We start from the raw sequence: 22,293 nt of genomic DNA, 5'->3' as shown, positions 1-22,293 counted from the left end.
CGCGTATAATCGCCGGTCTTTCCCGATCTCCGATCCGCGGACCGGTCGCCCGACCCGCCCGCGACCGCCGTTGCCATGTCCGACGTTTCCCTCGAAGCCGCCCGCCGCCGCACGTTCGCGATCATCTCGCACCCCGACGCGGGCAAGACCACGCTGACCGAAAAGCTGCTGCTGTTCGGCGGCGCCATCCAGATGGCTGGCTCGGTCAAGGGCCGCAAGGCCGCGCGCCACGCGACGTCCGACTGGATGGCGTTGGAAAAGGAACGCGGCATCTCGGTGACCAGCTCGGTGATGCAGTTCCCCTACGAGGGACGCATCGTCAATCTGCTCGACACCCCCGGCCACGCCGACTTCGGCGAGGACACCTACCGCGTGCTCACCGCGGTGGACTCGGCGCTGATGGTCATCGACGTCGCCAAGGGCGTGGAAGAGCGCACCATCAAGCTGATGGAGGTGTGCCGCCTGCGCGACACGCCCATCATGACCTTCATCAACAAGCTCGACCGAGAGGGCAAGAACCCGATCGAACTGCTGGATGAAGTGGAGTCGGTGCTGAAGATCCAGTGCGCGCCGATCACCTGGCCCATCGGCATGGGCCAGCGCCTGAAGGGCGTGGTGCACCTGGTCACCGGCGAGGTGCACCTGTACGAACAGGGCCGCAACTTCACGCGCCAGGATTCGACCATCTTCGCGTCCATCGACGACCCGGCGCTGGAAGCACGCATCGGCGCGCAGATGCTGCAGGAACTGCGCGACGAACTGGAACTGGTCGAAGGTGCGTCGCATCCGTTCGACCTGGCCAAGTACCTGTCGGGTGAGCAGACGCCGGTGTTCTTCGGCTCGGCCGTCAACAACTTCGGCGTGCAGCTGCTGCTCGATTTCTTCGTCGAGCACGCGCCCTCGCCCAAGCCGCGCGCGACGACCTCGCGCGAGGTGGCCGCCTACGAACCCAAGCTCACCGGCTTCGTGTTCAAGATCCAGGCGAACATGGACCCGCAGCATCGCGACCGCGTGGCGTTCATGCGCGTGTGCTCGGGCCAGTTCAGCGCCGGCATGAAGGCCTTCCACGTGCGCAGCGGCAAGGAAGTGAAGCTGGCCAACGCGCTGACCTTCATGGCCAGCGATCGCGAGATCGCGGAGAGTGCATGGCCGGGTGACGTCATCGGCATCCACAACCACGGCACCATCTCCATCGGCGACACGTTCACCGAAGGCGAGTCACTGAGCTTCACCGGCATCCCGAACTTCGCACCGGAGCTCTTCCGCCGTGCGCGCCTGCGCGACCCGCTCAAGCTCAAGCAGCTGCAGAAGGGCCTGGCGCAGTTGTCCGAGGAAGGCGCCACGCAGTTCTTCCGCCCGCTGATGAGCAACGACCTCATCCTCGGCGCGGTGGGCGTGCTGCAGTTCGACGTGGTCGCCTATCGCCTCAAGGACGAATACGGCGTGGACGCCAGCTTCGAGCAGGTCAGCGTCGCCACGGCGCGCTGGATCCGCTGCGACAACGAGAAGAAGCTGGAAGAGTTCCGCGACAAGAACGCGATGAACCTGGCGGTGGACGCCGCCGGCCAGCTGGTCTACCTCGCACCCACGCGCGTCAACCTGCAGCTTGCGCAGGAACGCGCGCCGGATGTGACCTTCCTCGCCACGCGCGAACACGCGCACGCGACGACCATCGACTGACCGGCGCCTGATGCCCGCGTGGCTGGCGTGGTGGCTGGCGCTGAACACCGCCACCGTGCTGGTGTATGGCTACGACAAGGCAATCGCCGGCGGTCCGCGTCGGCGCGTACCCGAGCGCACACTGCTCGGCCTGGCCCTGCTCGGTGGTTCGCCCGGTGCGTTGATGGCGATGTGGATGTTCCGGCACAAGACGGCCAAGCGGAGCTTCCGCAACAAGGTTGCAGTGATCCTCACCTTGCAGGTTCTGGCCGTTGCGGCGGTGTACACGCTGTAGTGACCTTTCGGAATCGAGGCCTTTCGCGCGAACACGACGGGTACGACTCCGATCAACCAGCGCCACCGGCCCGCCGTGCAATGACGGCCGTCACTGAGCATTTGCTCCAGCCTGCGCTACGATGCTCGCACCATGCCCCCCGCACGCTCCGTCCACGACGGCTCGCTGTCCTCTGCCCCGCACGAGGTCCACTCGGTGCGCGAGGAATTCTTCAACGCGCTCACCCACGGTCTGGGCGCGACCGCCGCACTCGCCGGTGGCGCGGTCCTGATCACGCTGGCGGCGCTGTTCGGCGATGGCTGGCAGCTGGCCGGCGCCATCGTGTTCGGCATCTGCCTGTTGCTGCTGTACCTCGCATCGACGCTGTACCACGCGATCCAGCATCCCGTCGCCAAGGCGCGGCTCAAGGTGTTCGATCACTGTGCGATCTATCTGCTGATCGCCGGAACCTACACGCCCTTCACCCTGATCGGGTTGCGCGGTCCATGGGGCTGGGGCTTGTTCGCGGCGATCTGGACGCTGGCGGTGGCCGGCGTGATCTTCAAGCTGTTCTTCACCGGCCGCTTCAAGCTGTTGTCCACGGCCATCTACATCGCGATGGGCTGGCTGGTGGTGGTGGCCATCGAGCCGATGTGGGGCGCGCTGGACGGCTGGACCATCGGTTGGCTGTTCGCCGGCGGCCTGTTCTACACGCTGGGAACGGTGTTCTACCACCGGCCATCGCTGCCCTACTCGCACGCGATCTGGCACATGTTCGTTATCGCCGGCAGTGTGTGCCATTACGTTTCCGTAATGGCGCAGGTGGTGACGCCGGGCGAAATCATTCCGGCCTGAACTGCCGGCAACGCATTCACCCTCGCTTGACCGGACTCCGCCGATGGTGGGGCCGGTCCGTCATGGAAGCACGAGGTGGGCGTTTTCGTTCCGATCATCGCGGTGCGCATTCCACGCGGTCTCCGCGCGCGGAGGTAAGCCGTGGCAGCGCGCGACGCCACCGCCGAAGCTTCACCTCCGACCGTGTGGGTGCGCCGTCATCCGGTGCTTGCTGCCCTCGGCGTGATCGCGCTGCTCATCGTCATACTGATCGCGATCTGGGACTGGAACTGGTTCAAGGGCCCAGTTGAACGGCAGGTCGAAGCACGCACCGGGCGTTCGTTCGACATCGGCGGAAACCTCGACGTCGATCTGGGCTGGACGCCGGTGGTCTCCGCCGAGAAGGTGCGTTTCGGCAATGCCTCGTGGTCGCGTGATCCGGTGATGGCCTCCGCGGAGCGCGCCGAGCTGGCCATCGCCCTGTGGCCGCTGCTGCGTGGCCAGGTGCTGCTGCCGATGATCCGGCTGGATCATCCACGGCTGCTGCTGGAAACCAATCCCAAGGGCGGTTCGGGCAACTGGGTGTTCGGTGGCCAGACGGGCGAGAGCAAGGTGCAGTTCCGGCGGGTCGACATCCAGCGCGGCCTGCTGCGCTACCTCGACCGGCCTGCCCGCACCGACATCCGCGTCGGGGTGAGCAGCCAGCGCGCGAAGTCGCGCGAACACTCCGCCCCGGTTGCCGTGGTCGGGGGTGGACGGTGGGAAGGCAACGCATTCCAGATGCAGGGCACCGCCGCATCCCCGCTGTTGCTGCGCGATCGTGAGGCGCCGTATCGCATCGACGTGCGCGCATCCGCCGGCGCGACCCGTGCGCATGCGCGCGGCACGCTGCTCGATCCATTGCGCCTGCGCGGCTTCGACCTGCAGATGATGCTGGCCGGACGCGACATGGCCGATCTGTATCCGCTGCTTGGCCTGGCGATTCCACCGACGCCGCCGTATTCGCTGGACGGGCGTTTCAGCCGCGAAGGCGAGGTCTGGCATTACCGCGACTTCGACGGGCGGATCGGTGACAGCGACATGCACGGCGACGCGAGCGTCGACACCAGCGGCGAGCGCCTGTATCTGCGCGCCAATCTGCAGTCCAAACGCCTGGACTTCGACGACCTGGCCGGCTTCGTCGGCGGGGCACCACAGGCCGGCAGGGGCGAAACGGCCAACGCGGAGCAGGCGCGCGAGGCTGCCAGCAGACAGGCCCGCAGCCGCCTGCTCCCGGATACGCCGTACGAACTGGAAAAGCTGCGCGCCATGGACGCGGACGTGCGCCTGCGCGCCACGCGTATCAACGCCCCCAAGCTGCCGCTGGACGACATGGACGCGCACCTGCTGCTCGAAAACGGCCTGCTGCGGCTGGATCCGCTCAACTTCGGCGTGGCTGACGGCGACATCCGCTCGCGCATCCGCATGGACGCGCGCACCAGCACGATCCGCACGCGCGCCGACGCGGACCTGGCCGGGCTCAACATCTCCAAGCTGCTGCCCACGGTCGAACTGGCGCAGAACGCGATCGGAAAGGTGGGCGGCAAGGTCACGCTGGAAGGCACGGGCAACTCGATCGCCGCCATGCTCGGCAGCAGCGATGGCGCGGTGACCGTCGGCATGGGACGCGGGCGCATCAGCAACCTGCTGATGGAAATGGCCGGCATCGACCTGGCGGAAATCATCAAGTTCAAGCTCGGCGGCGACCAGCAGATCCCCGTGCGTTGCGCGTTCGCGGATTTCGCGGTCGACGATGGCGTGATGACGACGCGCTCGCTGGCCTTCGATACCAGCGACACCATCCTGGTCGGCTCGGGCACCATCAACCTGCGTGAGGAGAAGCTCGACCTCACCATCCGCCCGCGCCCGAAGGACCGCAGCCTGCTGGCCTTCCGCACGCCGCTGAAGGTGGACGGCAGCTTCCGCCAACCGAAGGTGCATCCGGATCTCGCGCGCGTCGGGCTGCGCGGTGCGATCGCGCTGACGCTGGGCACCATCACGCCGCCGGCGGCACTGCTGGCGACCATCGAAACCGGCCCGGGCGAGGACTCCGGTTGCGGCGGGCGTTACGCCAAATGAGCCGCCATCAACTGGCGATGTAGCGCTGCAGCTGGTCCAGCTCCAGCTGCTGGTCCTCGATGACCGCTTTGACCAGGTCGCCGATCGACACGACACCGAGCACCTGGCCGTTGTGCACGACCGGCAGATGGCGGATACGGTGGTCGGTGACGATCTGCATGCAGTGGTCGGCGCTGTCGTCCAGCCCGACGGTGATCACCTGGCCGGTCATGATGGTTCGCACCGGCGTGTCGGCCGAAGAACGTCCCTGCAGCACGATCTTGCGCGCGTAGTCGCGTTCGGAAAGGATGCCCACCAGGCGCCCACCCTCGATCACCAGTACGGCGCCGATGCGCTTTTCCGCCATCAGCCGTATCGCTTCGATGACCGGCGAATCGGGGCCGATCGCGAATATTTCAGGCGCCTTGGCTTCGAGCAGTTGTCGCACGGTGCGCATATCCGTCTCCTTCCGCTGGGCACGGGCCGAGCATACTCCAACGTGGTCGGGGCGCATGCGAAGGCGCCTGATGCAGCGGAACTAACTACCGGTCCGACCCGTAATGTCGCGCACCACGTCCGCGCGCGCCTCGTCGGGCATGCGCGAGACCTGCGCCGGCTGCCACACGTCGATGAGATAAAGCGGCCGCTGCTTGGACTCCTCGTACAGTCGCCCCAGGTACTCGCCGATCAGGCCCAACGCGATCAGCTGTACGCCGCCGAGGAACAGGATCACGGCCATCATCGAGGGCCAGCCGGCCACCGGGTCGCCCCACGCCAGCGCCTTCACGATGATCAGCACGCCGTAGAGGAAAGCCACCAACGCCGTCAGCAGGCCCAGATAGGTCGCCAGCCGCAACGGCGCAGTCGAGAAGCTGGTGATGCCTTCCAGCGCCAGGTTCCACAGCTTCCAGAAATTGAACTTGCTGTGTCCGGCCATGCGTGGATCGCGGTGGTAGGCGATGGACACGCGGTTGTAGCCGACCCAGCCGAACAGGCCTTTCATGAAACGGTGGCGCTCGCGCAATTGGCGCAGGCCCTGCAGCGACCGCGGCGAAAGCAGGCGGAAATCGCCGGTGTCGGCGGGAATCGGCGTCTTCGACAAGCGCCCGATCACCCGGTAGAACGCGTGTGCCGTCGATCGTTTGAGCCAGCCTTCGCCCTCGCGCTCCAGCCGCGTGCCGTGCACGTCGTCGTAGCCTTCGCGCCACTTGGCGACGAACTGTGGGATCAGCTCCGGCGGGTCCTGCGCGTCCGCGTCGAGGATCAGCGCCGCGCCTTCGTCGATGCGGTCGAGCCCCGCGGTCAGCGCAAGCTCCTTTCCGAAATTGCGCGAAAGGCGCAGCAGTGCGATGCGCGGATCGGCGGCGGCCAGCGCCCGCATCACCTCCCAGGTCGCATCGGAACTGCCGTCGTCGACGTAAAGCACCTGGCCATCGACCCGATGGTCGGCTGCAAGCGCATCCAGTACCGCGGCAATGCGCGGCTGCAGCAACGGCAGGTTGTCCGCCTCGTTGTAGGCGGCGACCAGGACGGTCAGGCGATCACGGTTCGTCATGCGCGCAATGGTAGTCGTGGCCGCTGCCGGCGTCAGTCGAGCCGCTTCAGATAGTCGCTGCCACCGATGTTGCGCATCTGCCGCTGGATGGCATTGGTGCGGCGCTGCACGTACGGCCCGGGGCGCGTGATGCTGTACCGGCGGGGGCTGGGCAGCACGGCGGCCATGCGCGCGGCCTCGGCGGCGCTCAGCCGGCTGGCGTCCTTGCGAAAATACGTCCGCGCCGCAGCCTGCGCGCCATACACGCCGTCGCCGAACTCGGCGATGTTGGCGTACACCTCGATGATCCGGTGCTTGGGCCACATCGTCTCGATCAGCAGCGTGTACCAGGCCTCGATGCCTTTGCGCACCCAGCTGCGCCCGCTCCACAGGAACAGGTTCTTCGCCGTCTGCTGGCTGATGGTGCTGCCGCCGCGCACCTTGCGCCCGCGCGCGTTGCTCTTGCGGGCCTTTTCGATGGCCTTTATGTCGAAGCCGAAATGCTCCGCGAAGTTCTGGTCCTCGGATGCCACCATGGCCAGCGGGACATGGGCCGAGATCTCGTCGAGGTCGCGCCAGTCGTAGGCGATGCGAAAGCTCCAGTCGCCCGCGCCCCAGGCCTCCAGCTGGCGCGAGACCATGAACGCGCTGACCGGCGGATCGATGAAGCGCAGGGTGGCCACCTGCACCACGGTGACGGCCAGGAACAGCAGCGGCACCGCGATCAACCAGCGCAACCAACGGCGGCGCTTCCGCGGTGCGGCCTCATCCATCCTCACGGCTTGCACGGCCTTTGCTCCATCCCCATCTTGTGTCCACGCCCCTTCACACGTTCGCGCGCATTATCCCCAAATGCGGCGCGCCATCCGCTCGAGTAGACGATGACCCAGCCACAGCCCTCCTCCACCGACCGCGACCAGCTGACCCGATTCCTCATCGAGGGCGCGGGCGTGCGCGGCGTCCGGGTGCATTTGCAGGACACCTGGCAGCAGATCCGCAGCCGCGCCGAATATCCGGCGGCCGCCGCGGAACTGCTGGGCGAAGCCGCCGCTGCGGCCGCGCTGTTCACCGGGCATGCCAAGGTCGACGGCCGCCTTTCGGTCCAGCTTCGGGGCAGCGGCGCCTTGCGCACGCTGTTCGCCGAATGCACGGCCGCCGGCACCCTGCGCGGCATCGCCCAGCTGGACGAGCACGGTGAAGTCCGCCGCGACCTCCAGTCCCTCGGCCCGGATGCGGTACTGGCCATCACCATTGAGAACCCCTCGGTGGATGGCCGCGATCCGATGCGCTACCAAGGACTCGTCGCGCTGGAATCCGATTCGCTGGCCGGCGCTTTCGAAGACTACTTCCGCCAGTCCGAGCAGTTGCCGACCCGCCTGCTGCTGGCAGCCGACGAACGGCAGGCTGCAGGCCTGATGCTGCAGAAGTTGCCGGGCGACCATGGCGACGACGACGGCTGGAACCGCGCCGGGGCCCTGTTCGACACGCTGCGTCCGGAAGAGTTGCTGGAATGGACCTCGGACGACCTGCTCACCCGGCTGTTCCACGAGGACGGGGTCACGGTGATGGTCGGCAAGCCGCTGCGCTTCGCCTGCTCGTGTTCGCGCGAGCGGGTGGAGTCCATGCTGGTGTCCCTGGGCGAAGCCGAAGCCGAGGCGGCCGTCACGGCGGCCGGTGGACAGGCCTTGGTCCGTTGCGAGTTTTGCGGACAGAGTTACCGTTTCAACGCAGAGGAAATCGCTAGCTTGTTTGCAGTGGCCACGGCGGAAGTCGCCGCCCCGGAACGCCTGCAATAGCGCATCCGGGCCACTGGGGAGTAATTGTTAAATAAACATAAACGCTCTATAGTCTCGGCTCCTGGGAGAAGGGAACTCCGCCGGTTTTACCCGGTCGTAACAAGGCCATGAACGCGCGCTTCCTGCGACTGCCGTTGACCCTGATGCTCGCCGCCGGCGTGGCTTCGGGCGTTCATGCGCAGACGGCGCCACGCCGCGTGGTCACCGACACGACCTACCTCCCGGTCTGGAACCAGAACAGCGGCAAGGTCGAATACCTGCTCCAGTTGGAGCCCACCGGGGCACCCGTCGCCGGCGCCCGATGGCAGGTCGGCAGCAATACGCTCGACGCGGCGTTCGGCCTTGAAGCCGGCGATACGCTCGGTCTGGTCTGCGATCGCAAGACCGGCCTGGCCGGCGCCATCGGCAATCTTGCCAACCATTGCCTGCTCGCCTCGCTGGACGAGGAAGAGGTCAACGCTGCACGCCAGGGAACCGTCGGTGCCAGCCTGACCCGCGCCGGCGGCAAGGTCGGCCTATCCTTTGGCAGCGGCCGCGACACCCTGCCCGCCTGGCTCAGCCCGAACAACCGCCCGGGCAAGGTCGACCAGAACACCCTCACCGTCTACGGCCAGAAGAACATTGGCCGCGAGGCGACGGTTTCCATCGGCGGTACCTGGGCCAAGGCCCGGCTGATCCCTGCAGGCGAGATGCCAGCGCTGGCCGACCGCTGGAGCACCAAGAGCGTCACCGTCGGCGCGGGCTTGGGCAACTTCAGCGCCAACATCGTCGGCCGAGTGGTCGACACCCCGGGTGAGCCCGGGCAGTGGGAGGGCCTTGGGGTCGGCCTGACCTGGCGCACCCCGTGGAGCGGCCAGCTGACCGTCGGCGCCGAAAACGTCGTCACCCGCGGCAAGAACCCCTTCGCGCCGGACAACGGCGAGAAGGACGAAGGCACCGTCCCGTACGTCAGGTACGAGCAGGATCTGTGACCTGCGTTTCGGTCTAGCCGGTTCCGGCCGACCATCCCTTTCCATCTCTCTCCGAAGTGGGTCAGGTTTTCCCTGACACACTTTTCGTTATTTGGCCCCTCATTTGTCGTTAACGAACCTTTCACTTCGTTCCGACACGGGGTAGGATCGGGACTCCTTGCCGTATTTGGCGCCTTGTTTGACGCCGCCCGCTGCAAGGGTTCTAGGGGTTAAACCGATCTTGGAGAGAGAGATGAGTTTGAAGACCACCCAGCTCGGGGAGGCGATCGCGTTCGCCCTCACCGCGGGCACCCTCGCTTTCGTCGCGGCGCCTGGTACGGCCAGTGCGCAGGACGCCGAAAACGAGCAGACCACCACGCTCGATCGCATTGAAGTCACCGGTACGCGCATCCGCCAGGTCGACCTGGAAACCGCGCAGCCGGTTCTGCAGATCACCCGTCAGGACATCGAGAAGCAGGGCTTCCAGTCCGTTGGCGACATCCTGCAGAACATCACCGCCACCGGTTCGCCGCCGATCAGCCGCGCCGCGCCGCTGTCGGCCGGTGAAGCTTCGGGCGGCACCTTCATCAGCATGCGCAACCTGGGCGCTGCCCGTACGCTGGTGCTGATGAACGGCAAGCGCCTGGGCGTGACCACTGGCGGTCTGTCCGACATCTCGACGATCCCGGCCGCGGCCGTGGAGCGCATCGAAGTGCTGAAGGACGGCGCCTCCTCGATCTACGGCTCGGACGCGATCGCGGGCGTGATCAACATCATCACCCGCAGCAACTTCGAAGGTGCCGCTGCCAGCGTCTACTACGGCCAGTTCGACGAAGGCGACGGCGCGATCACCAACGGCAGCTTCATCATGGGCTTCGCGGGCGACCGCGGCTCGCTGACGGTTGCTGGCGAGTGGTCGAAGGAAGACGAAGTTTGGGCGAAGGATCGCGAATACAGCGAATTCCCGCGCTCGCAGAACCATCCCGACGACAACTGGACCACGGTCGGTGACGTCGGCGGTTTCAACAGCGTCTTCGCGCAGGGCCTGCCGAACGTCGTGTACGTGCCGGCCACCACGACTAACCCGACTCGCTCCACGCGCGTCGTGCTGCGGGAGGGTGGCGATCCGCGCAATCCGGCCGACTGGATCTCGCAGAACACCGCCGTCGGATCGTGCGCCCCGAACTCCGTGGCCAATCCGGGTCCGGGCATCTGCACCCCGGGTTCGACCCTGCACAAGTCGAACTCGAACGAGCAGATGACCCTGCGCCAGCCGATCGAGCGCGAAGCGCTGAACATCGACGGCATCTACGACATCACGGACAACGTCCGCTTCCGCACCAACCTGCTGTACAGCCATCGCATCAGCACGCGCAGCATCGCGGGCTACCCGATGCAGGCGGCGTCTTTCGCCACGCCGATGGCGGCCAACAGCTACTTCAACCCGGTCGGTGCTTCGATCGGCAGTTGGTGGCGCCGTACGTGGGAAGTGCCGCGTGTCACCGAGAGTGACCTGACCACGTATCGCTTCGCCGGTGCGTTCGAGGGCAGCTTCGACTTCGCCGACCGCACCTTCGACTGGGACGTGTCGTACCTCAACAACACGAACCGCAACGTCCAGTCGGCCTTTGGCAACCTGAACCTCGCCAACGTGCGTGCGGCCGTCGGTCCGTCGTTCCTCAACACGGCACCGGGCGCCACCCAGGGCCAGGTGGTGTGCGGCACACCGGGCAACATCATCGCCGGCTGCGTGCCCTGGAATCCGTTTGCACCGTTCGGTGCCACCGGACCGGGTGCTCTGACCGGCAACCAGGCGCTGCAGAACTTCCTCTTCCAGGAAGAGCATTCGACCGGCGAAACCGAAACCACTGTGATGTCGGCCAACCTCGCCGGCACCATCTTCGCCATGCCGGCGGGTGACCTCGGCTTCGCGCTCGGTATCGAAAACCGCAAGGAAGAAGGCGAGTTCACGCCGGACGCACTCGCGGTGACCGGTGGCTCGACCAACCTGGCGGCCGGTCCGACCCGCGGCAGCTACACCGTCGACGAAATCTACGCCGAGCTGCAGATTCCGATCCTGGCCGACATGCCGTTCGCGCGTGAACTGACCTTCAGTGTCGCCAGCCGTTACTCGGACTACGACACCTTCGGCGACACGACCAACAACAAGTTCGGCCTGAAGTGGAAGCCGATCGACTCGTTGCTGTTCCGTGCCACCTATGCCGACGGCTTCCGCGCACCGACGATCGCCGACCTCTATGGTGGCGGTTCGCAGACGTTCGCGCAGTTCACCGATCCCTGCGACGTGAACCTCGGCGCCGCAGCTTCCAACGCCGCGGTGCGCAACAACTGCATCAACGGCGTCGGCGGCAACGGCGCCCTGGGCGCGCTGGGCAACACGTACCGTCAGCTGGGGCAAGGTGGTAGCCCGGTCGGCACGGTGCCCGCCCAGACCCCGGTGGCCTTCACCAACGGTTCCAACCCGAACCTCACGCCGGAACTGTCGAAGTCGCAGACCATCGGTTTCGTGTGGAGCCCGGGCTTCATCGACGGCTTCAACATGGCCGTGGACTGGTGGAAGATCCGCATCTCCGACACCATCGTTGCCGACGCCCCGACCACCATGCTCAACGACTGCTACGTCGTGGGCATCGCGTCGCGCTGCGTCGCTCCGACGGGCGGCGCACCGGGCTTCACGCGTGACCCGGCCACGGGCGTTCCGACCGTGTTCTTCGCCAGCCGCAACGCCGGCTTCCGCAAGGTCGAAGGTTTCGACGTCGACCTGACCTACCGCTTGCGTACCGAGGCTTGGGGCAACTTCACGGTGTCGTCCACCAGCACCTATACCGCCAAGGACTACCTGGTCAGCACCAACGACCCGCGTTATGCCCTGTCGACCGTGGGCCAGGCCGGTGCCGGCAATCCGCACCGCATCCGCTCGAACCTCAACCTGAGCTGGGACATGGGTTCGTTCGGTGCAAGCTGGATGGCGCGCTACTACTCGGGCATGAAGGAAGCGTGCACGTACTTCACCCCGACGCCGAACACCGTGCCGGCTCCGCCGGTCACCGAGCCGCACCTGGAATGCGACGAGATCGTCTATGCCCCGACCGGCGCGTTCAACGCGAACGGCACGCCGGCCAGCTCGCTGTCGCGTCGCCGCAACTCGGGCTCGGTCACGTTCCACGACGTCCAAGCCCGCTGGGAAGCCCCGTGGAACGCGACGGTCGCCATCGGTGCGAACAACGTGTTCGACAAGCAGCCGCCGGTCATGTACTCGCAGCCGAACTCGAACTTCAGCTTCGACGGTGAGTACGACATCGGTCGCTTCTGGTACATGAAGTACACCCAGCGCTTCTGATCCACTGCTGGTCCTGCTGCAACGAGACACGGCCCCGCAAGGGGCCGTGTTTTTTTGTGCCCCGGCACTGCGGGCCACTCCCTCCGCCCCTTCCAGGTGGACTTGCCGCCGTCTCAAACGGGAACGAGACGAAATGTTAACGACACTTTAATTGTCGGGCGGACCGGGCTAGTATCGAGTCGACCTTGCCGAATTTGGCGTCCTAATTGACCTCAACGGCCGGGTTCCCGGGAAACCAAGACCCAAACTTGGAGAGAGAGATGACCTTGAAGACCACCCAGCTCCGCGATGCCATCGCGGTTGCCCTAGCGGTGAGCGCCACGGCTGTAACCGGCGCTGCATTCGCACAGGAAAGCGAGCAGGAGGCCACTACGCTTGGCCGCGTGGAAGTAACCGGTTCGCGCATCAAGCGGGTCGACACCGAAACCTCGCAGCCCATCCTGACGCTGAACCGTCAGGCCATCGAGAGCACCGGCGTGACCTCGATCGGTGACGTGCTGCAGCAGATCTCGACCAACGGCTCCGCGCTCAACACCAGCTTCAACAACGGCGGCAACGGCCAGACGCAGGTGGACCTGCGCAACCTCGGCTCGAACCGCACGCTGGTGCTGGTCAATGGCCGTCGCTGGGTGACCGGCCTGGCGGGCGCCGTCGACCTCAACACGATTCCGATCGCGGCAGTCGAGCGCGTCGAGGTGCTGAAGGACGGTGCGTCCGCGATCTACGGTTCGGATGCCATCGCCGGTGTCGTGAACATCATCACGCGCCAGAATTTCGACGGTGCTTCCGCGTCGGCATTCTTTGGCACGACCAGCAAGGGCGACGGCACGCAGCAGGCGTACGACTTCATCATCGGCAGCACGTCGGAGCGCTCCAACGTGATGCTGGGTGTCAACTACGTCAAGCAGGAGCCGATCTTCGCCGGCGACCGTGAAATCTCCTCGGTTCCGTCCTACGGCCTGCCGGCGAACAGCGTGCTGGCCGGCGCGTCTTCGACCAGCCGCTTCGGTCGCTTCGATTTCACGGGCAACCCTGGCACCTCGACCCTGATTCCAGGCGCGGAAGGCTGCATCAACGGCCAAGTCTGCGATCCCTCAGTTGCAAGCCAGTTCCGTCCGTTCAACCTGGCCACCGACGGCTTCAACTTCGCGCCGGAAAACTACCTGTCGACGCCGCAGGAGCGCACCGGCCTGTTCGGTCAGGCCCGCTTCGACATCACCGAGCGCGTGTCGTTCAAGGCCGAAGCGCTGTACAACGAGCGCCGTTCGGAGCAATACCTGGCACCGCAGCCGATCAGCTGGGGCTTGGCACTGCCGGCGGGCTTCAACTCGCCCACGTCGCTGGCGTACACCTTCAACATCTCGGCCGACAGCATCTACAACCCGTTCGGTGAGGAAATCGACCGTGTGCAGATCCGCGGCCCGAGCTTCTCTCCGCGCAGGTTCTCGCAGGACGTCGACACGTACCGCTTCGCCGGCGGTTTCGACGGCACCTTCGAACTCGGCGAGCGCTACTTCTCGTGGGATGTGGGCATGTCCTACACCGACAACCACGAGGACGACACCACCACCGGCCTGCAGAACCTAGCCCGCATCCGCGATGCGGTCGGTCCTTCGATGATCGTCGACGGCGTGCCGATCTGCGTGAGCACCCCAGGCGATCCCACCACGGCCATCCTGGGCTGCGTCCCGCTGAACGTGATGGGCAACGCCGAGGACATCTCCCAGGAGATGATGGATTACATCAACTACGTCGACCACGGCACCATCAAGGACGAGCAGAAGTCGTACACCGCCAACATCTCGGGCGACATGTTCGAACTGCCTGGTGGCATGGCAGCGTTCGCGGCCGGTTACGAGCGTCGTGAAGTCAACGGTGCGTTCAGCCCCGATGCACTGGCTTCCTCGGGCCTCACCACTGGCAGCCAGGCTACGGCGACGTCGGGCGGGTACAAGGTCGACGAGCTGTACCTCGAACTCAACCTGCCGATCCTGCAGGGCGTGACGGGCGCTGACCTGCTCGAGTTCCAGTTGGCGGGCCGCTATTCCGACTACTCCACCTTCGGCAACACGTTCAATCCGAAGTTCGGTTTCAAGTGGAAGCCGATCGAGGACCTGCTGGTCCGCGGCAACTGGAGCAAGGGCTTCCGTGCACCGTCGATCAACGAACTGTTCGCCGGCGAGGCGGACAACTTCCCGACCCTGTACGACCCGTGCGACACGAACAACCTCTACGCTGCAACGGTCACCGGACAGCTCAGCGATGCAGGCGTTGCCGCGGTAGCGGCGAACTGCCTGGCCGACGGCGTTCCGGCTGACTACTCGCAGCCGAACCCGCAGATCCGCACCACCATCGGTGGCAATCCGGACCTGCAGCCGGAAACCTCCGAGTCCACCACCTTCGGCTTCGTGTGGAGCCCTAGCTTCCTTGAAGGCTTCAGCGCAAGCCTGGACTGGTGGAAGGTCGATATCGACGATCCGATCCAGGTGATCGACATCCAGGAAGCGATCGACGCGTGCTATCTGGCCGTGCCGGGCGCGCGTGACCTGAACGCCTGCGCGGTGTTCACCCGCGATGCGGTCACCGGCGACGTCGCGGACGTCGATGCGACCCTGCAGAACCAGGGCTTCCGCAATGTCGAAGGTTACGACTTCACCCTCGACTACAGCTTCGAGACCAGCGTCGGCCGGTTCCGCATCAACTGGGACAACTCGTACATTTCCAAGTATGAAACCCAGATTGCCGAGGGCTCGGCCATCGTGTCGCGCGTGGGCAACATCTCCACGAACTTCCCGGTCTGGCGCTGGCGCTCGAACATCGACCTGTCGTGGGAACGCGGCGACTGGGATGCCTCGCTCATGGGCCGTTACTACTCGGCACTGGACGAGGAATGCGAAGGCCCGGTGCTGGCCGCGGTCTACGAGGAGAATCCGGCGTTCGAGAACCTCTGCTCGGCTCCGCGTCGCCCGACCGAGGATTTCACTGGAACCCCGGCCGTCACGCCGGAGAACACCCTGGACGAAACCATGTACTGGGACGTGCAGGTCGGCACGAAGCTGCCGTGGAACGCGCGCGTCGCCCTCGGCGTGAACAACGTGTTCGACGAGGATCCGCCGGTGTCGTACACGGCGTTCGCCAACAGCTTCGACCCGCAGTACGAACTGCCTGGACAGTTCTACTACATCCGCTACGACCAGAAGTTCTGATCTTTGCAGTACCCAAAGAAGGCCCCGACAGGGGCCTTCTTATTTTGCATCTTTTGTCCGATAACATCCGGATGGCAACCAAGGCCCCTCCCATGAACGCGCCTGCCCTGCTCGCCCAGGCGCAGCAGCTGATCCAGCGGAAGCAGCCGAACGCGGCGCTGGAGACGTTCGTCCGGCTCACCACGGCGTTTCCACGCTATGCCGAGGGTTGGTTCTATCGCAGTGGCCTCGAAGTCGGGCTCGCCCGCGGACTCACGGCCATCGCCTCCGCACGCGAAGCGGTCGCGCTGGAACCGTCGCGGGCGCTGTACCGCGCGCACCTCGGACAAGCCCAACTGAGCTACGGGTTATGGGGCGATGCGCTCGACACCATCGCTCCGCTACGTCCGCTCGATCCGTCGACGCTGGAACCGCGCATCGCCAACTCCATCGGCTCGATCCTCTCGTTGAGCGGCCTGGAGCAGGAGGCGCAACCGTGGTTCGACGCGGCCGCCAAGCGCGCACCGGACATGTCCACGTACGCCTACAACCGTGCGCAGGGCCTGCTCTACATCGGCGAAGTCGAGGCGTCGCGGGCCGCGTTCGTCGCATTGATCGAGCGCTTTCCCGATTTCGCGAAGGCGCACTGGTCGCTCAGTTCGTTGCGCCGCGGCGAGGCCGACGCGGACCGGCTCGAAATCCTGTACGGCGCACTGCGCCGGGCAAAGAGCCCGATCGACGAGGTGATGTACTGCTACGCGCTGTTCAACACGCTCGATGCACTCGGCCGCACGGACGAGGCGTTCACCGAACTCGAGCACGGCATGCGCCTGCAGCGCACACGCCTGCGCTACCAGGGCGAGGACACGCAAGCGCTGCGCGCGATCGCGGCCGCATCGAATGCGATCGGAACGGACGAGGAGCTTCCCGCGGCGACGCAGCACGTCTGTCCGATATTCATCCTGGGCCTGCCGCGTTCGGGCACGACCCTGGTCGAACGCATCCTCGGCAATCATCCCGACGTCGCCACCGGTGGCGAGATGACCTGTTTCTCTGGCGCGCTTCGCGAGCAGTGGGGCGTTGAAGTGGTCAACCCGATGCTCACCGCCACGCCGACGCATTATCTGGCCAAGCCGGTGTCGTACGCGCGACTGGCCGAGCGCTACCGCCAGCTGACCTCGTTCAAGAGCACGGGCAAGCGGTTCCTGTCGGACAAGTACCCGTTCAACTTCATGCTGGTGCCCTGGATCGTGCGGGCGTTTCCGCAGGCGCGCATCATCCACCTGCGACGCGACCCGGTGGACACGTGCTTCAGCAATCTCAAACAGCTGTTCTCGGGGCAGTACGGCGCCTGCTATTCGCAGCTGGACATGGCCGCATACTTCGACGCCTACCGGGACATGATGGCGCGATGGGACGAGCTGCATCCCGGGCGTGTGTACCACGTCGACTACGTCGACCTGGTCACCGATCCCGAGCGTTCTGCCGCCGATCTGCTGGCGCATTGCGGGCTGCCGGTCATCGCCGATGCGTGGCGCATCGAGAACAACCAGCGCACTGTCTCCACGGCCTCGAGCGCGCAGGTGCGCAAACCGATCAACCGCAAGGGACTGGACGCATGGCGGCGATATGCCGAACAGCTCCGTCCGCTCGCCAACCACTTCGGCGTGACCTGATCTCGCATGTCCCAGTCCAACTACAAACTGTTTCCCGCCTTCGCGGTGCCGATGGCGCAGGATCTTTTGCCCAATGCGGAGTCGCTCAATGCCGAACTGAAGACGCTCCTGCTGGCTCGCGAAGCGGAAGGCGCCAGGTATGCCAACCCGAATCCGTCGCTGAAGCAGCAGCCCGGCGTATTCGAGAGCGACTTCAACCTGTTTTCGTGGCAGGAGCCATGCGTGCAGCGGCTTCGCCAGTTCTGCTGGGGCGTGCTGGGGCGCACACTCCAGCAGATCAACAACTACAGCCAGGAAGAGATGTCCCGGCTTCAGATCTACTCCCACACGTGGTTCCACGTCACGCGCAACGGTGGCTTCACCATTCTGCATACGCATCCGATGGCCTCGTGGTCCGGCGTGTACTGCGTGGCGCCCGGAGAGATGCCTGAAGACCGTCCCGAGTCGGGCGTACTGCGGTTCCACAACCCGCACCACTACGCGAACTACTTCCTCGATCCAGGCAACGTGCGGCTGCAGATGCCTTACAGCCACGGAACCTACAACGTGCGCTTCGGCGCCGGGCAGCTGATCCTGTTTCCGTCATGGCTGCAGCATGAAGTGCTGCCGTTCTACGGGAGCGACGAGCGCATCACCATCGCCTTCAACTGCTGGTTCTCGATGCGCGAGAACGAGAATGGCGGCGCCTGACGCGTCCGATCCGCGCTGGTTTCCCCTCGCGTATGAAGCCACCTCGGGGCGGTTTCAGATGCTGCGGGTCACGCTGGAGGAACTGGGCTCCGCCACGTTCCTGGACCGCCGCGGCCTGAGGGTCGATTCCGCGACCAGCGAGGTCCTCGATCCTGCTTCGATATCGCGCGGTGAGCTGCCGGCGCCTTCGTTTCTCTTCCATACCGCCTTCTGCGGATCGACGCTCCTGGCGCGCGCATTGCATGCGCCGCCCAGGGCGGTGGCGCTCAAGGAGCCGTTGATCCTGCATTCGTTGGCCACAGCCGGCATGCGCGCCCCGGCTGGCTCCGATCGCAACCGGATCGCGGAGGATCTTGCGAGCGCCCTGGCACTGCTTTCACGGCCATGGACACCCGGTGGCCGGGTGCTGATCAAGCCGGCCAACCAGATCAACGGCTGGATGGCGCGGATTCTCTCTGCCTCGCCCCGATCCCGCGCGGTCCTGCTCTACTCAGACCTTCGCTCGTTCATGATTTCCTGCTTCAAGAAGCTGCCTGCTTCCGAACAGCGCATCCGCTGGATGGCCCAGGCGCTGCTGCACGACTCGCAACTGGCAACGCGCCTGGGCATCGATCCGAGCGCGAACTTCAATCTCGTCGAGTCATGTGCGCTTGCGTGGTATGCCCAGATGGAGCGTTACGGCGAGGCATTGCGCGAGGACGTCGGCGACGACCGCCTTCGCAGCCTCGACTTCGCGCAAGTGTTGGCAGCACCGGCGGACAGCACCGCTGCGTGTGCGCGATGGCTGTTGCTGGACGACGACGGGCTCGATGAACGCGTGCATGCCGCCTTCTCACGCCATTCCAAGGCCACCGCCGGCACCTACGACGCGCTCGATCGAGAGCAGGAAAACGCGCGGGTGCTCGACATGTTCGGCCCGACGATTGACCGCGCGATGTGCTGGGCCAGCGAGGTCATGGCTCCGGCAGTCGAGATGCCCCAATGGAAGCCACTGACGTGAAGCCTTGCCGCTGACTCAGCCGCGCGGTACGGCGGCGCGCTGGAACTTGATCGCAAACGTGTACCGCGGCGCGTAGCAGATGCGGTTGGGCGGTCGGCCGACGTGCTTGATCGCGCCGTCGAAGATGACCAGGCGGCCGGGGCGCGGCTGCACGGCGCACGCGACCTCGTCCTGGGCGTCGAAGAACATCGTCTCGCCGCCCCACTCGATGTCCCACCGCTCGCACAGGTACCACAGCGCGGTCAGGTCGTGCTGGTCGGGCAGACAGTCGGTGTGGGTGAAGAGCATGTCGCCGAAGCTGGCAACGTTGGTGTACGCGCGGTACGGGGCGTAGCCGTACTCGCGCGTGGTGAAACCGAGCACTGCCCGGCGCGTGATCTCGAAGATCGGCTGCTGGACCAGTCCGTCCAGCTTTACCTCGGTCGCCCAGTGCCGGTATTCGGCGGTCTCGGGCCGGGCGATCTCGGTGCGCGTGAACGCAGCCCGCGAGAGGCCGCGCACGTAATCGCCGACGTTGGGCAGATGTCCATCGAACACCCGCAGCGGGCGGCCGTCGATCACGAATTCACGACTGGCCGCGAGCGCGGCGGGGTTTGCTGTCATGCGGCCCTCGGCCTGCCTCTTCTCAGCCTGCCAGCGTACTGGCGATGCGTTGCTGCTCGTCCTTCAGGGCCTGCGGCATGCGCGGGCCATATTCGTCCAGGTACTCGCCGATGCTGGCGAATTCCGCCTGCCAGCCGGCGCGATCGAAGCCGAACAGCTTGACCTTGGCTTCCTCGTCCAGCGCGACGCCCGCCAGGTTGAGGTCACCCTCCGCCGGCAGGTGCCCGATCGGCGTTTCCACGGAACCGGCCGCGCCCGTGACGCGCTTGATCATCCACTCCAGCACGCGCAGGTTCTCGCCGAAGCCGGGCCACAGGAACTTGCCGTCGTCGCCCTTGCGGAACCAGTTGACGTGGAAGATCTTCGGCAGCTTCGCGCCGGGCTTGTCGAACGACAGCCAGTGGCTGAAGTAGTCGGCGAAGTTGTAGCCGCAGAACGGCTTCATCGCCATCGGATCGCGGCGCATCACGCCGACCGCACCGGTGGCGGCGGCGGTGGTTTCCGAACCCATCGCGGCGCCGACCAGCACGCCGTGCGTCCAGTCGCGCGCTTCGAACACCAGTGGCACGAGCGACGGGCGGCGGCCGCCGAACACGATGGCGCTGATCGGCACGCCGGCCGGGTTCTCGGCCTGCTCGGAGTAGCTCGGGCACTGCCTAGCCGAGACGGTGAAGCGCGAGTTCGGGTGCGCGGCTGGCCCCTTGGCGGCGTCATAGGGATTGCCGCGCCAGTCGGTCGCTGGCTGCAGGCCGTTGTCGATGCCTTCCCACCACGGCTGGTTGTCGGCGGTGACGCCGACGTTGGTGAAGATGGTGTCGTGCTGGATCGAGGCCAGCGCGTTCGGGTTCGACTTGGCCGACGTGCCCGGCGCGACGCCGAAGAACCCCGCTTCCGGATTGATCGCGTACAGGCGGCCGTCGGCGCCGGGGCGCATCCAGCAGATGTCGTCGCCCACCGTCCAGACCTTCCAGCCCTGGGCGCGATAGCCTTCCGGCGGGATCAGCATGGCGAGGTTGGTCTTGCCGCAAGCCGAAGGAAACGCCGCCGCGATGTAGTGCGTCTCGCCCTGCGGGTTCTCCAGGCCCAGGATCAGCATGTGCTCGGCCAGCCAGCCTTCGGACTTGGCCTGGTGCGAGGCGATGCGCAGCGCATGGCACTTCTTGCCCAGCAGCGCGTTGCCGCCGTAGCCGGAGCCGTACGACTTGATCGTGAGTTCTTCCGGGAAATGCATGATGAAACGGCGCTCGGGATCGAGTTCGCCGATCGAGTGCAGGCCCTTGACGAACTTTCCTTCGCGCTCGATGCGCGCCAGCGCCGGCGCGCCCATGCGGGTCATGATGCGCATGTTGGCGACCACGTACGGGCTGTCGGTGATCTCAACCCCGCAACGCGACAGCGGCGAGTCGATCGGGCCCATGCAGTACGGGATGACGTACATGGTGCGGCCCTTCATGCAGCCGTCGAACAGCGCATCCATCTTCGCGTGGCCGTCGGCCGGCGACATCCAGTGGTTGTTCGGACCGGCATCGTCCTGCTGCGTGGTGCAGACGAAGGTCAGGTGTTCGACGCGGGCGACGTCGTCCGGGTGCGAGCGGTGCAGCCAGCTGTTCGGGTGGGTCTGCTCGTTGAGCTTGACCAGCGTGCCGTCGGCCTGCATCTGCGCGATCAGCCTGGCGTTCTCGGCATCGCTGCCGTCGCACCAGTAGATCGCGTCGGGCTTGGTCAGCGCAGCGACTTCGGCGACCCAGGCATTCAGGGCGGCGAGCTTGCTGCCTTCGCTCCCCGGGGCGACGGCAGGTTTCGAGACGTCATGGGAAATGGCATTCACGGGCAAGGTCCTCCAGCGGGGGCTGGTTTCAAGGGAAATCGTGCTGACGGGTCATGCTGATGGATCATGCTGCCGGGATCAGCGTGGCCATCATGTGCTCGACATAGGCTTCGAATTCGTCGTGCTGCATGCGGGCCTGGTGCAACTGCAGGTTCAGCTGCAGGAAGCCCACGTAGGCGGCGTACAGCAGTCGCGCGCGGTGCTGCGCGTCGGTGCGGCTGAGCCCGGCCTGGCGGAACGACGCGGTGAGGTATTCGAGGCGGCGCTCGGACACGCGGCCGATGACCGGCTGGACGGCCGGATGATCGAGCGCCTTGAGCAGCTCGGAATAGATGACGTGCGACTTGAACTCGTGCGCGACCAGCGTGAACAGCGCGCGCAGGCGTTCGCGCGGGTCGGAGATGGGTTCGAGCTGGCCGAACACGGTTTCCTGCTCGACCTTCTCCCAGCGCTCCAGCGCGGCGATCAGCAACGCGTCGCGCGACGGGAAATGCCAATAGAAGCTGCCCTTGGTGACCCCCAGGCGCCGGGCCAGCGGCTCGACCGCCACCGCGGCCACGCCCTGTTCGGCGATCAGGTCCAAGGCGGCCTGGGCCCAGTCGTCCGCGCTGAGGCGCCCGGTCCGCTCCGGACCGCTGCGCTCGGGACCGTTACGCTCGCCGGCGCGGCCTTGCCCGGCTCCTTCCTGCTTCGTCTGCGCGTTCGAGCTCATCGGGCAAGTTTAACCATACGCCTGCGGCGGGAACAGTATGCACCGCGTCAAGGGAACGTTGGGCCCGGTTGACAGCGGCCGGCCCACCTTACCA

Annotated in this window: 17 protein-coding genes; 11 read left to right on the top strand and 6 right to left on the bottom strand. The window is 65.9% G+C overall.

Annotation, left to right across the window (positions count from 1 at the left end):
• Positions 1–75: 75 nt before the first annotated feature.
• The 4 genes from VFE83_RS14875 to VFE83_RS14860 all read left to right on the top strand — a co-directional run bounded on the left by VFE83_RS14875 (position 76) and on the right by VFE83_RS14860 (position 4,885).
• Positions 76–1,680, top strand: a complete 1,605-nt coding sequence (locus VFE83_RS14875) for a peptide chain release factor 3 (protein WP_324907515.1) — start codon at positions 76–78, stop codon at positions 1,678–1,680.
• A 10-nt stretch (positions 1,681–1,690) separates the two neighbouring features.
• A complete protein-coding gene (locus VFE83_RS14870) occupies positions 1,691–1,954 on the top strand; it encodes a DUF1294 domain-containing protein (RefSeq protein WP_324907513.1) in 264 nt (87 codons plus the stop codon).
• A gap of 132 nt (positions 1,955–2,086) precedes the next feature.
• The gene (trhA, locus tag VFE83_RS14865) at positions 2,087–2,788 is read left to right on the top strand and encodes a PAQR family membrane homeostasis protein TrhA (RefSeq protein ID WP_324907511.1); all 702 of its coding nucleotides are present in this window, start codon (positions 2,087–2,089) and stop codon (positions 2,786–2,788) included.
• Positions 2,789–2,929: 141 nt separating this feature from the next.
• Positions 2,930–4,885, top strand: a complete 1,956-nt coding sequence (locus VFE83_RS14860; RefSeq protein WP_324907509.1) for an AsmA family protein — start codon at positions 2,930–2,932, stop codon at positions 4,883–4,885.
• Positions 4,886–4,892: 7 nt separating this feature from the next.
• Here VFE83_RS14860 and VFE83_RS14855 read toward each other — a convergent pair whose 3' ends face one another.
• From VFE83_RS14855 to mtgA, 3 genes are all read right to left on the bottom strand, one after another.
• Positions 4,893–5,321, bottom strand: coding sequence for a CBS domain-containing protein (locus VFE83_RS14855; protein ID WP_324907506.1), 429 nt, complete (start codon positions 5,319–5,321; stop codon positions 4,893–4,895).
• Between the two features lie 81 nt (positions 5,322–5,402).
• The gene (locus tag VFE83_RS14850) at positions 5,403–6,419 is read right to left on the bottom strand and encodes a glycosyltransferase family 2 protein (protein ID WP_324907504.1); all 1,017 of its coding nucleotides are present in this window, start codon (positions 6,417–6,419) and stop codon (positions 5,403–5,405) included.
• Positions 6,420–6,451: 32 nt separating this feature from the next.
• Positions 6,452–7,171, bottom strand: coding sequence for a monofunctional biosynthetic peptidoglycan transglycosylase (gene mtgA, locus VFE83_RS14845; RefSeq protein WP_324907699.1), 720 nt, complete (start codon positions 7,169–7,171; stop codon positions 6,452–6,454).
• 108 nt (positions 7,172–7,279) lie between these two features.
• Between mtgA and VFE83_RS14840 the strand changes: the two genes are divergently transcribed.
• From VFE83_RS14840 to VFE83_RS14810, 7 genes are all read left to right on the top strand, one after another.
• The gene (locus VFE83_RS14840) at positions 7,280–8,194 is read left to right on the top strand and encodes an Hsp33 family molecular chaperone HslO (protein ID WP_324907502.1); all 915 of its coding nucleotides are present in this window, start codon (positions 7,280–7,282) and stop codon (positions 8,192–8,194) included.
• Positions 8,195–8,301: 107 nt separating this feature from the next.
• Positions 8,302–9,165, top strand: a complete 864-nt coding sequence (locus tag VFE83_RS14835; protein ID WP_324907500.1) for a hypothetical protein — start codon at positions 8,302–8,304, stop codon at positions 9,163–9,165.
• Between the two features lie 232 nt (positions 9,166–9,397).
• Positions 9,398–12,505 carry a TonB-dependent receptor domain-containing protein gene (locus tag VFE83_RS14830; RefSeq protein WP_324907498.1) on the top strand — a complete coding sequence of 1,036 codons (3,108 nt, stop codon included), beginning with the start codon at positions 9,398–9,400 and terminating at the stop codon, positions 12,503–12,505.
• A gap of 260 nt (positions 12,506–12,765) precedes the next feature.
• Positions 12,766–15,711 (top strand): TonB-dependent receptor plug domain-containing protein, encoded by a 2,946-nt coding sequence (locus tag VFE83_RS14825; protein WP_324907495.1) that lies wholly within the window; start codon positions 12,766–12,768, stop codon positions 15,709–15,711.
• A gap of 92 nt (positions 15,712–15,803) precedes the next feature.
• On the top strand, positions 15,804–17,366 hold the full coding sequence (locus tag VFE83_RS14820) for a tetratricopeptide repeat-containing sulfotransferase family protein (RefSeq protein WP_324907493.1): 1,563 nt from the start codon (positions 15,804–15,806) through the stop codon (positions 17,364–17,366).
• Positions 17,367–17,372: 6 nt separating this feature from the next.
• Positions 17,373–18,056, top strand: coding sequence for a putative 2OG-Fe(II) oxygenase (locus VFE83_RS14815; RefSeq protein WP_324907491.1), 684 nt, complete (start codon positions 17,373–17,375; stop codon positions 18,054–18,056).
• Complete coding sequence (locus VFE83_RS14810; RefSeq protein WP_324907489.1) at positions 18,043–19,056, top strand: hypothetical protein; 1,014 nt, start codon at positions 18,043–18,045, stop codon at positions 19,054–19,056. Before VFE83_RS14815 ends, VFE83_RS14810 begins: the two co-directional genes overlap by 14 nt.
• A gap of 15 nt (positions 19,057–19,071) precedes the next feature.
• Here the strand turns inward: VFE83_RS14810 and VFE83_RS14805 are convergent, their stop codons facing one another.
• The 3 genes from VFE83_RS14805 to VFE83_RS14795 all read right to left on the bottom strand — a co-directional run bounded on the left by VFE83_RS14805 (position 19,072) and on the right by VFE83_RS14795 (position 22,199).
• Positions 19,072–19,659: a 2OG-Fe(II) oxygenase gene (locus tag VFE83_RS14805; protein WP_324907487.1), complete on the bottom strand. Its 588-nt coding sequence runs from the start codon at positions 19,657–19,659 to the stop codon at positions 19,072–19,074.
• 22 nt (positions 19,660–19,681) lie between these two features.
• A complete protein-coding gene (locus VFE83_RS14800) occupies positions 19,682–21,487 on the bottom strand; it encodes a phosphoenolpyruvate carboxykinase (GTP) (protein WP_324907485.1) in 1,806 nt (601 codons plus the stop codon).
• Between the two features lie 64 nt (positions 21,488–21,551).
• Entirely contained in the window at positions 21,552–22,199 is a 648-nt protein-coding gene (locus VFE83_RS14795) for a TetR/AcrR family transcriptional regulator (RefSeq protein ID WP_324907483.1), read from the bottom strand.
• Between the last annotated feature and the right edge of the window lie 94 nt (positions 22,200–22,293).

Source organism: Lysobacter sp. (assembly GCF_035655815.1).
GTDB lineage: Bacteria > Pseudomonadota > Gammaproteobacteria > Xanthomonadales > Xanthomonadaceae > Lysobacter_J.
This window is presented reverse-complemented; position numbering and strand designations above follow the sequence as displayed.

Bases quoted from the DNA above. Each gene is read 5' to 3' on its own strand.
- VFE83_RS14875 (WP_324907515.1), top strand. From the start codon at position 76: ATGTCCGACGTTTCCCTCGAAGCCGCCCGCCGCCGCACGTTCGCGATC.
- VFE83_RS14870 (WP_324907513.1), top strand. From the start codon at position 1,691: ATGCCCGCGTGGCTGGCGTGGTGGCTGGCGCTGAACACCGCCACCGTG.
- trhA (WP_324907511.1), top strand. From the start codon at position 2,087: ATGCCCCCCGCACGCTCCGTCCACGACGGCTCGCTGTCCTCTGCCCCG.
- VFE83_RS14855 (WP_324907506.1), bottom strand. From the start codon at position 5,321: ATGCGCACCGTGCGACAACTGCTCGAAGCCAAGGCGCCTGAAATATTC.
- VFE83_RS14850 (WP_324907504.1), bottom strand. From the start codon at position 6,419: ATGACGAACCGTGATCGCCTGACCGTCCTGGTCGCCGCCTACAACGAG.
- mtgA (WP_324907699.1), bottom strand. From the start codon at position 7,171: ATGGATGAGGCCGCACCGCGGAAGCGCCGCCGTTGGTTGCGCTGGTTG.
- VFE83_RS14840 (WP_324907502.1), top strand. From the start codon at position 7,280: ATGACCCAGCCACAGCCCTCCTCCACCGACCGCGACCAGCTGACCCGA.
- VFE83_RS14835 (WP_324907500.1), top strand. From the start codon at position 8,302: ATGAACGCGCGCTTCCTGCGACTGCCGTTGACCCTGATGCTCGCCGCC.
- VFE83_RS14830 (WP_324907498.1), top strand. From the start codon at position 9,398: ATGAGTTTGAAGACCACCCAGCTCGGGGAGGCGATCGCGTTCGCCCTC.
- VFE83_RS14825 (WP_324907495.1), top strand. From the start codon at position 12,766: ATGACCTTGAAGACCACCCAGCTCCGCGATGCCATCGCGGTTGCCCTA.
- VFE83_RS14820 (WP_324907493.1), top strand. From the start codon at position 15,804: ATGAACGCGCCTGCCCTGCTCGCCCAGGCGCAGCAGCTGATCCAGCGG.
- VFE83_RS14815 (WP_324907491.1), top strand. From the start codon at position 17,373: ATGTCCCAGTCCAACTACAAACTGTTTCCCGCCTTCGCGGTGCCGATG.
- VFE83_RS14810 (WP_324907489.1), top strand. From the start codon at position 18,043: ATGGCGGCGCCTGACGCGTCCGATCCGCGCTGGTTTCCCCTCGCGTAT.
- VFE83_RS14805 (WP_324907487.1), bottom strand. From the start codon at position 19,659: ATGACAGCAAACCCCGCCGCGCTCGCGGCCAGTCGTGAATTCGTGATC.
- VFE83_RS14795 (WP_324907483.1), bottom strand. From the start codon at position 22,199: ATGAGCTCGAACGCGCAGACGAAGCAGGAAGGAGCCGGGCAAGGCCGC.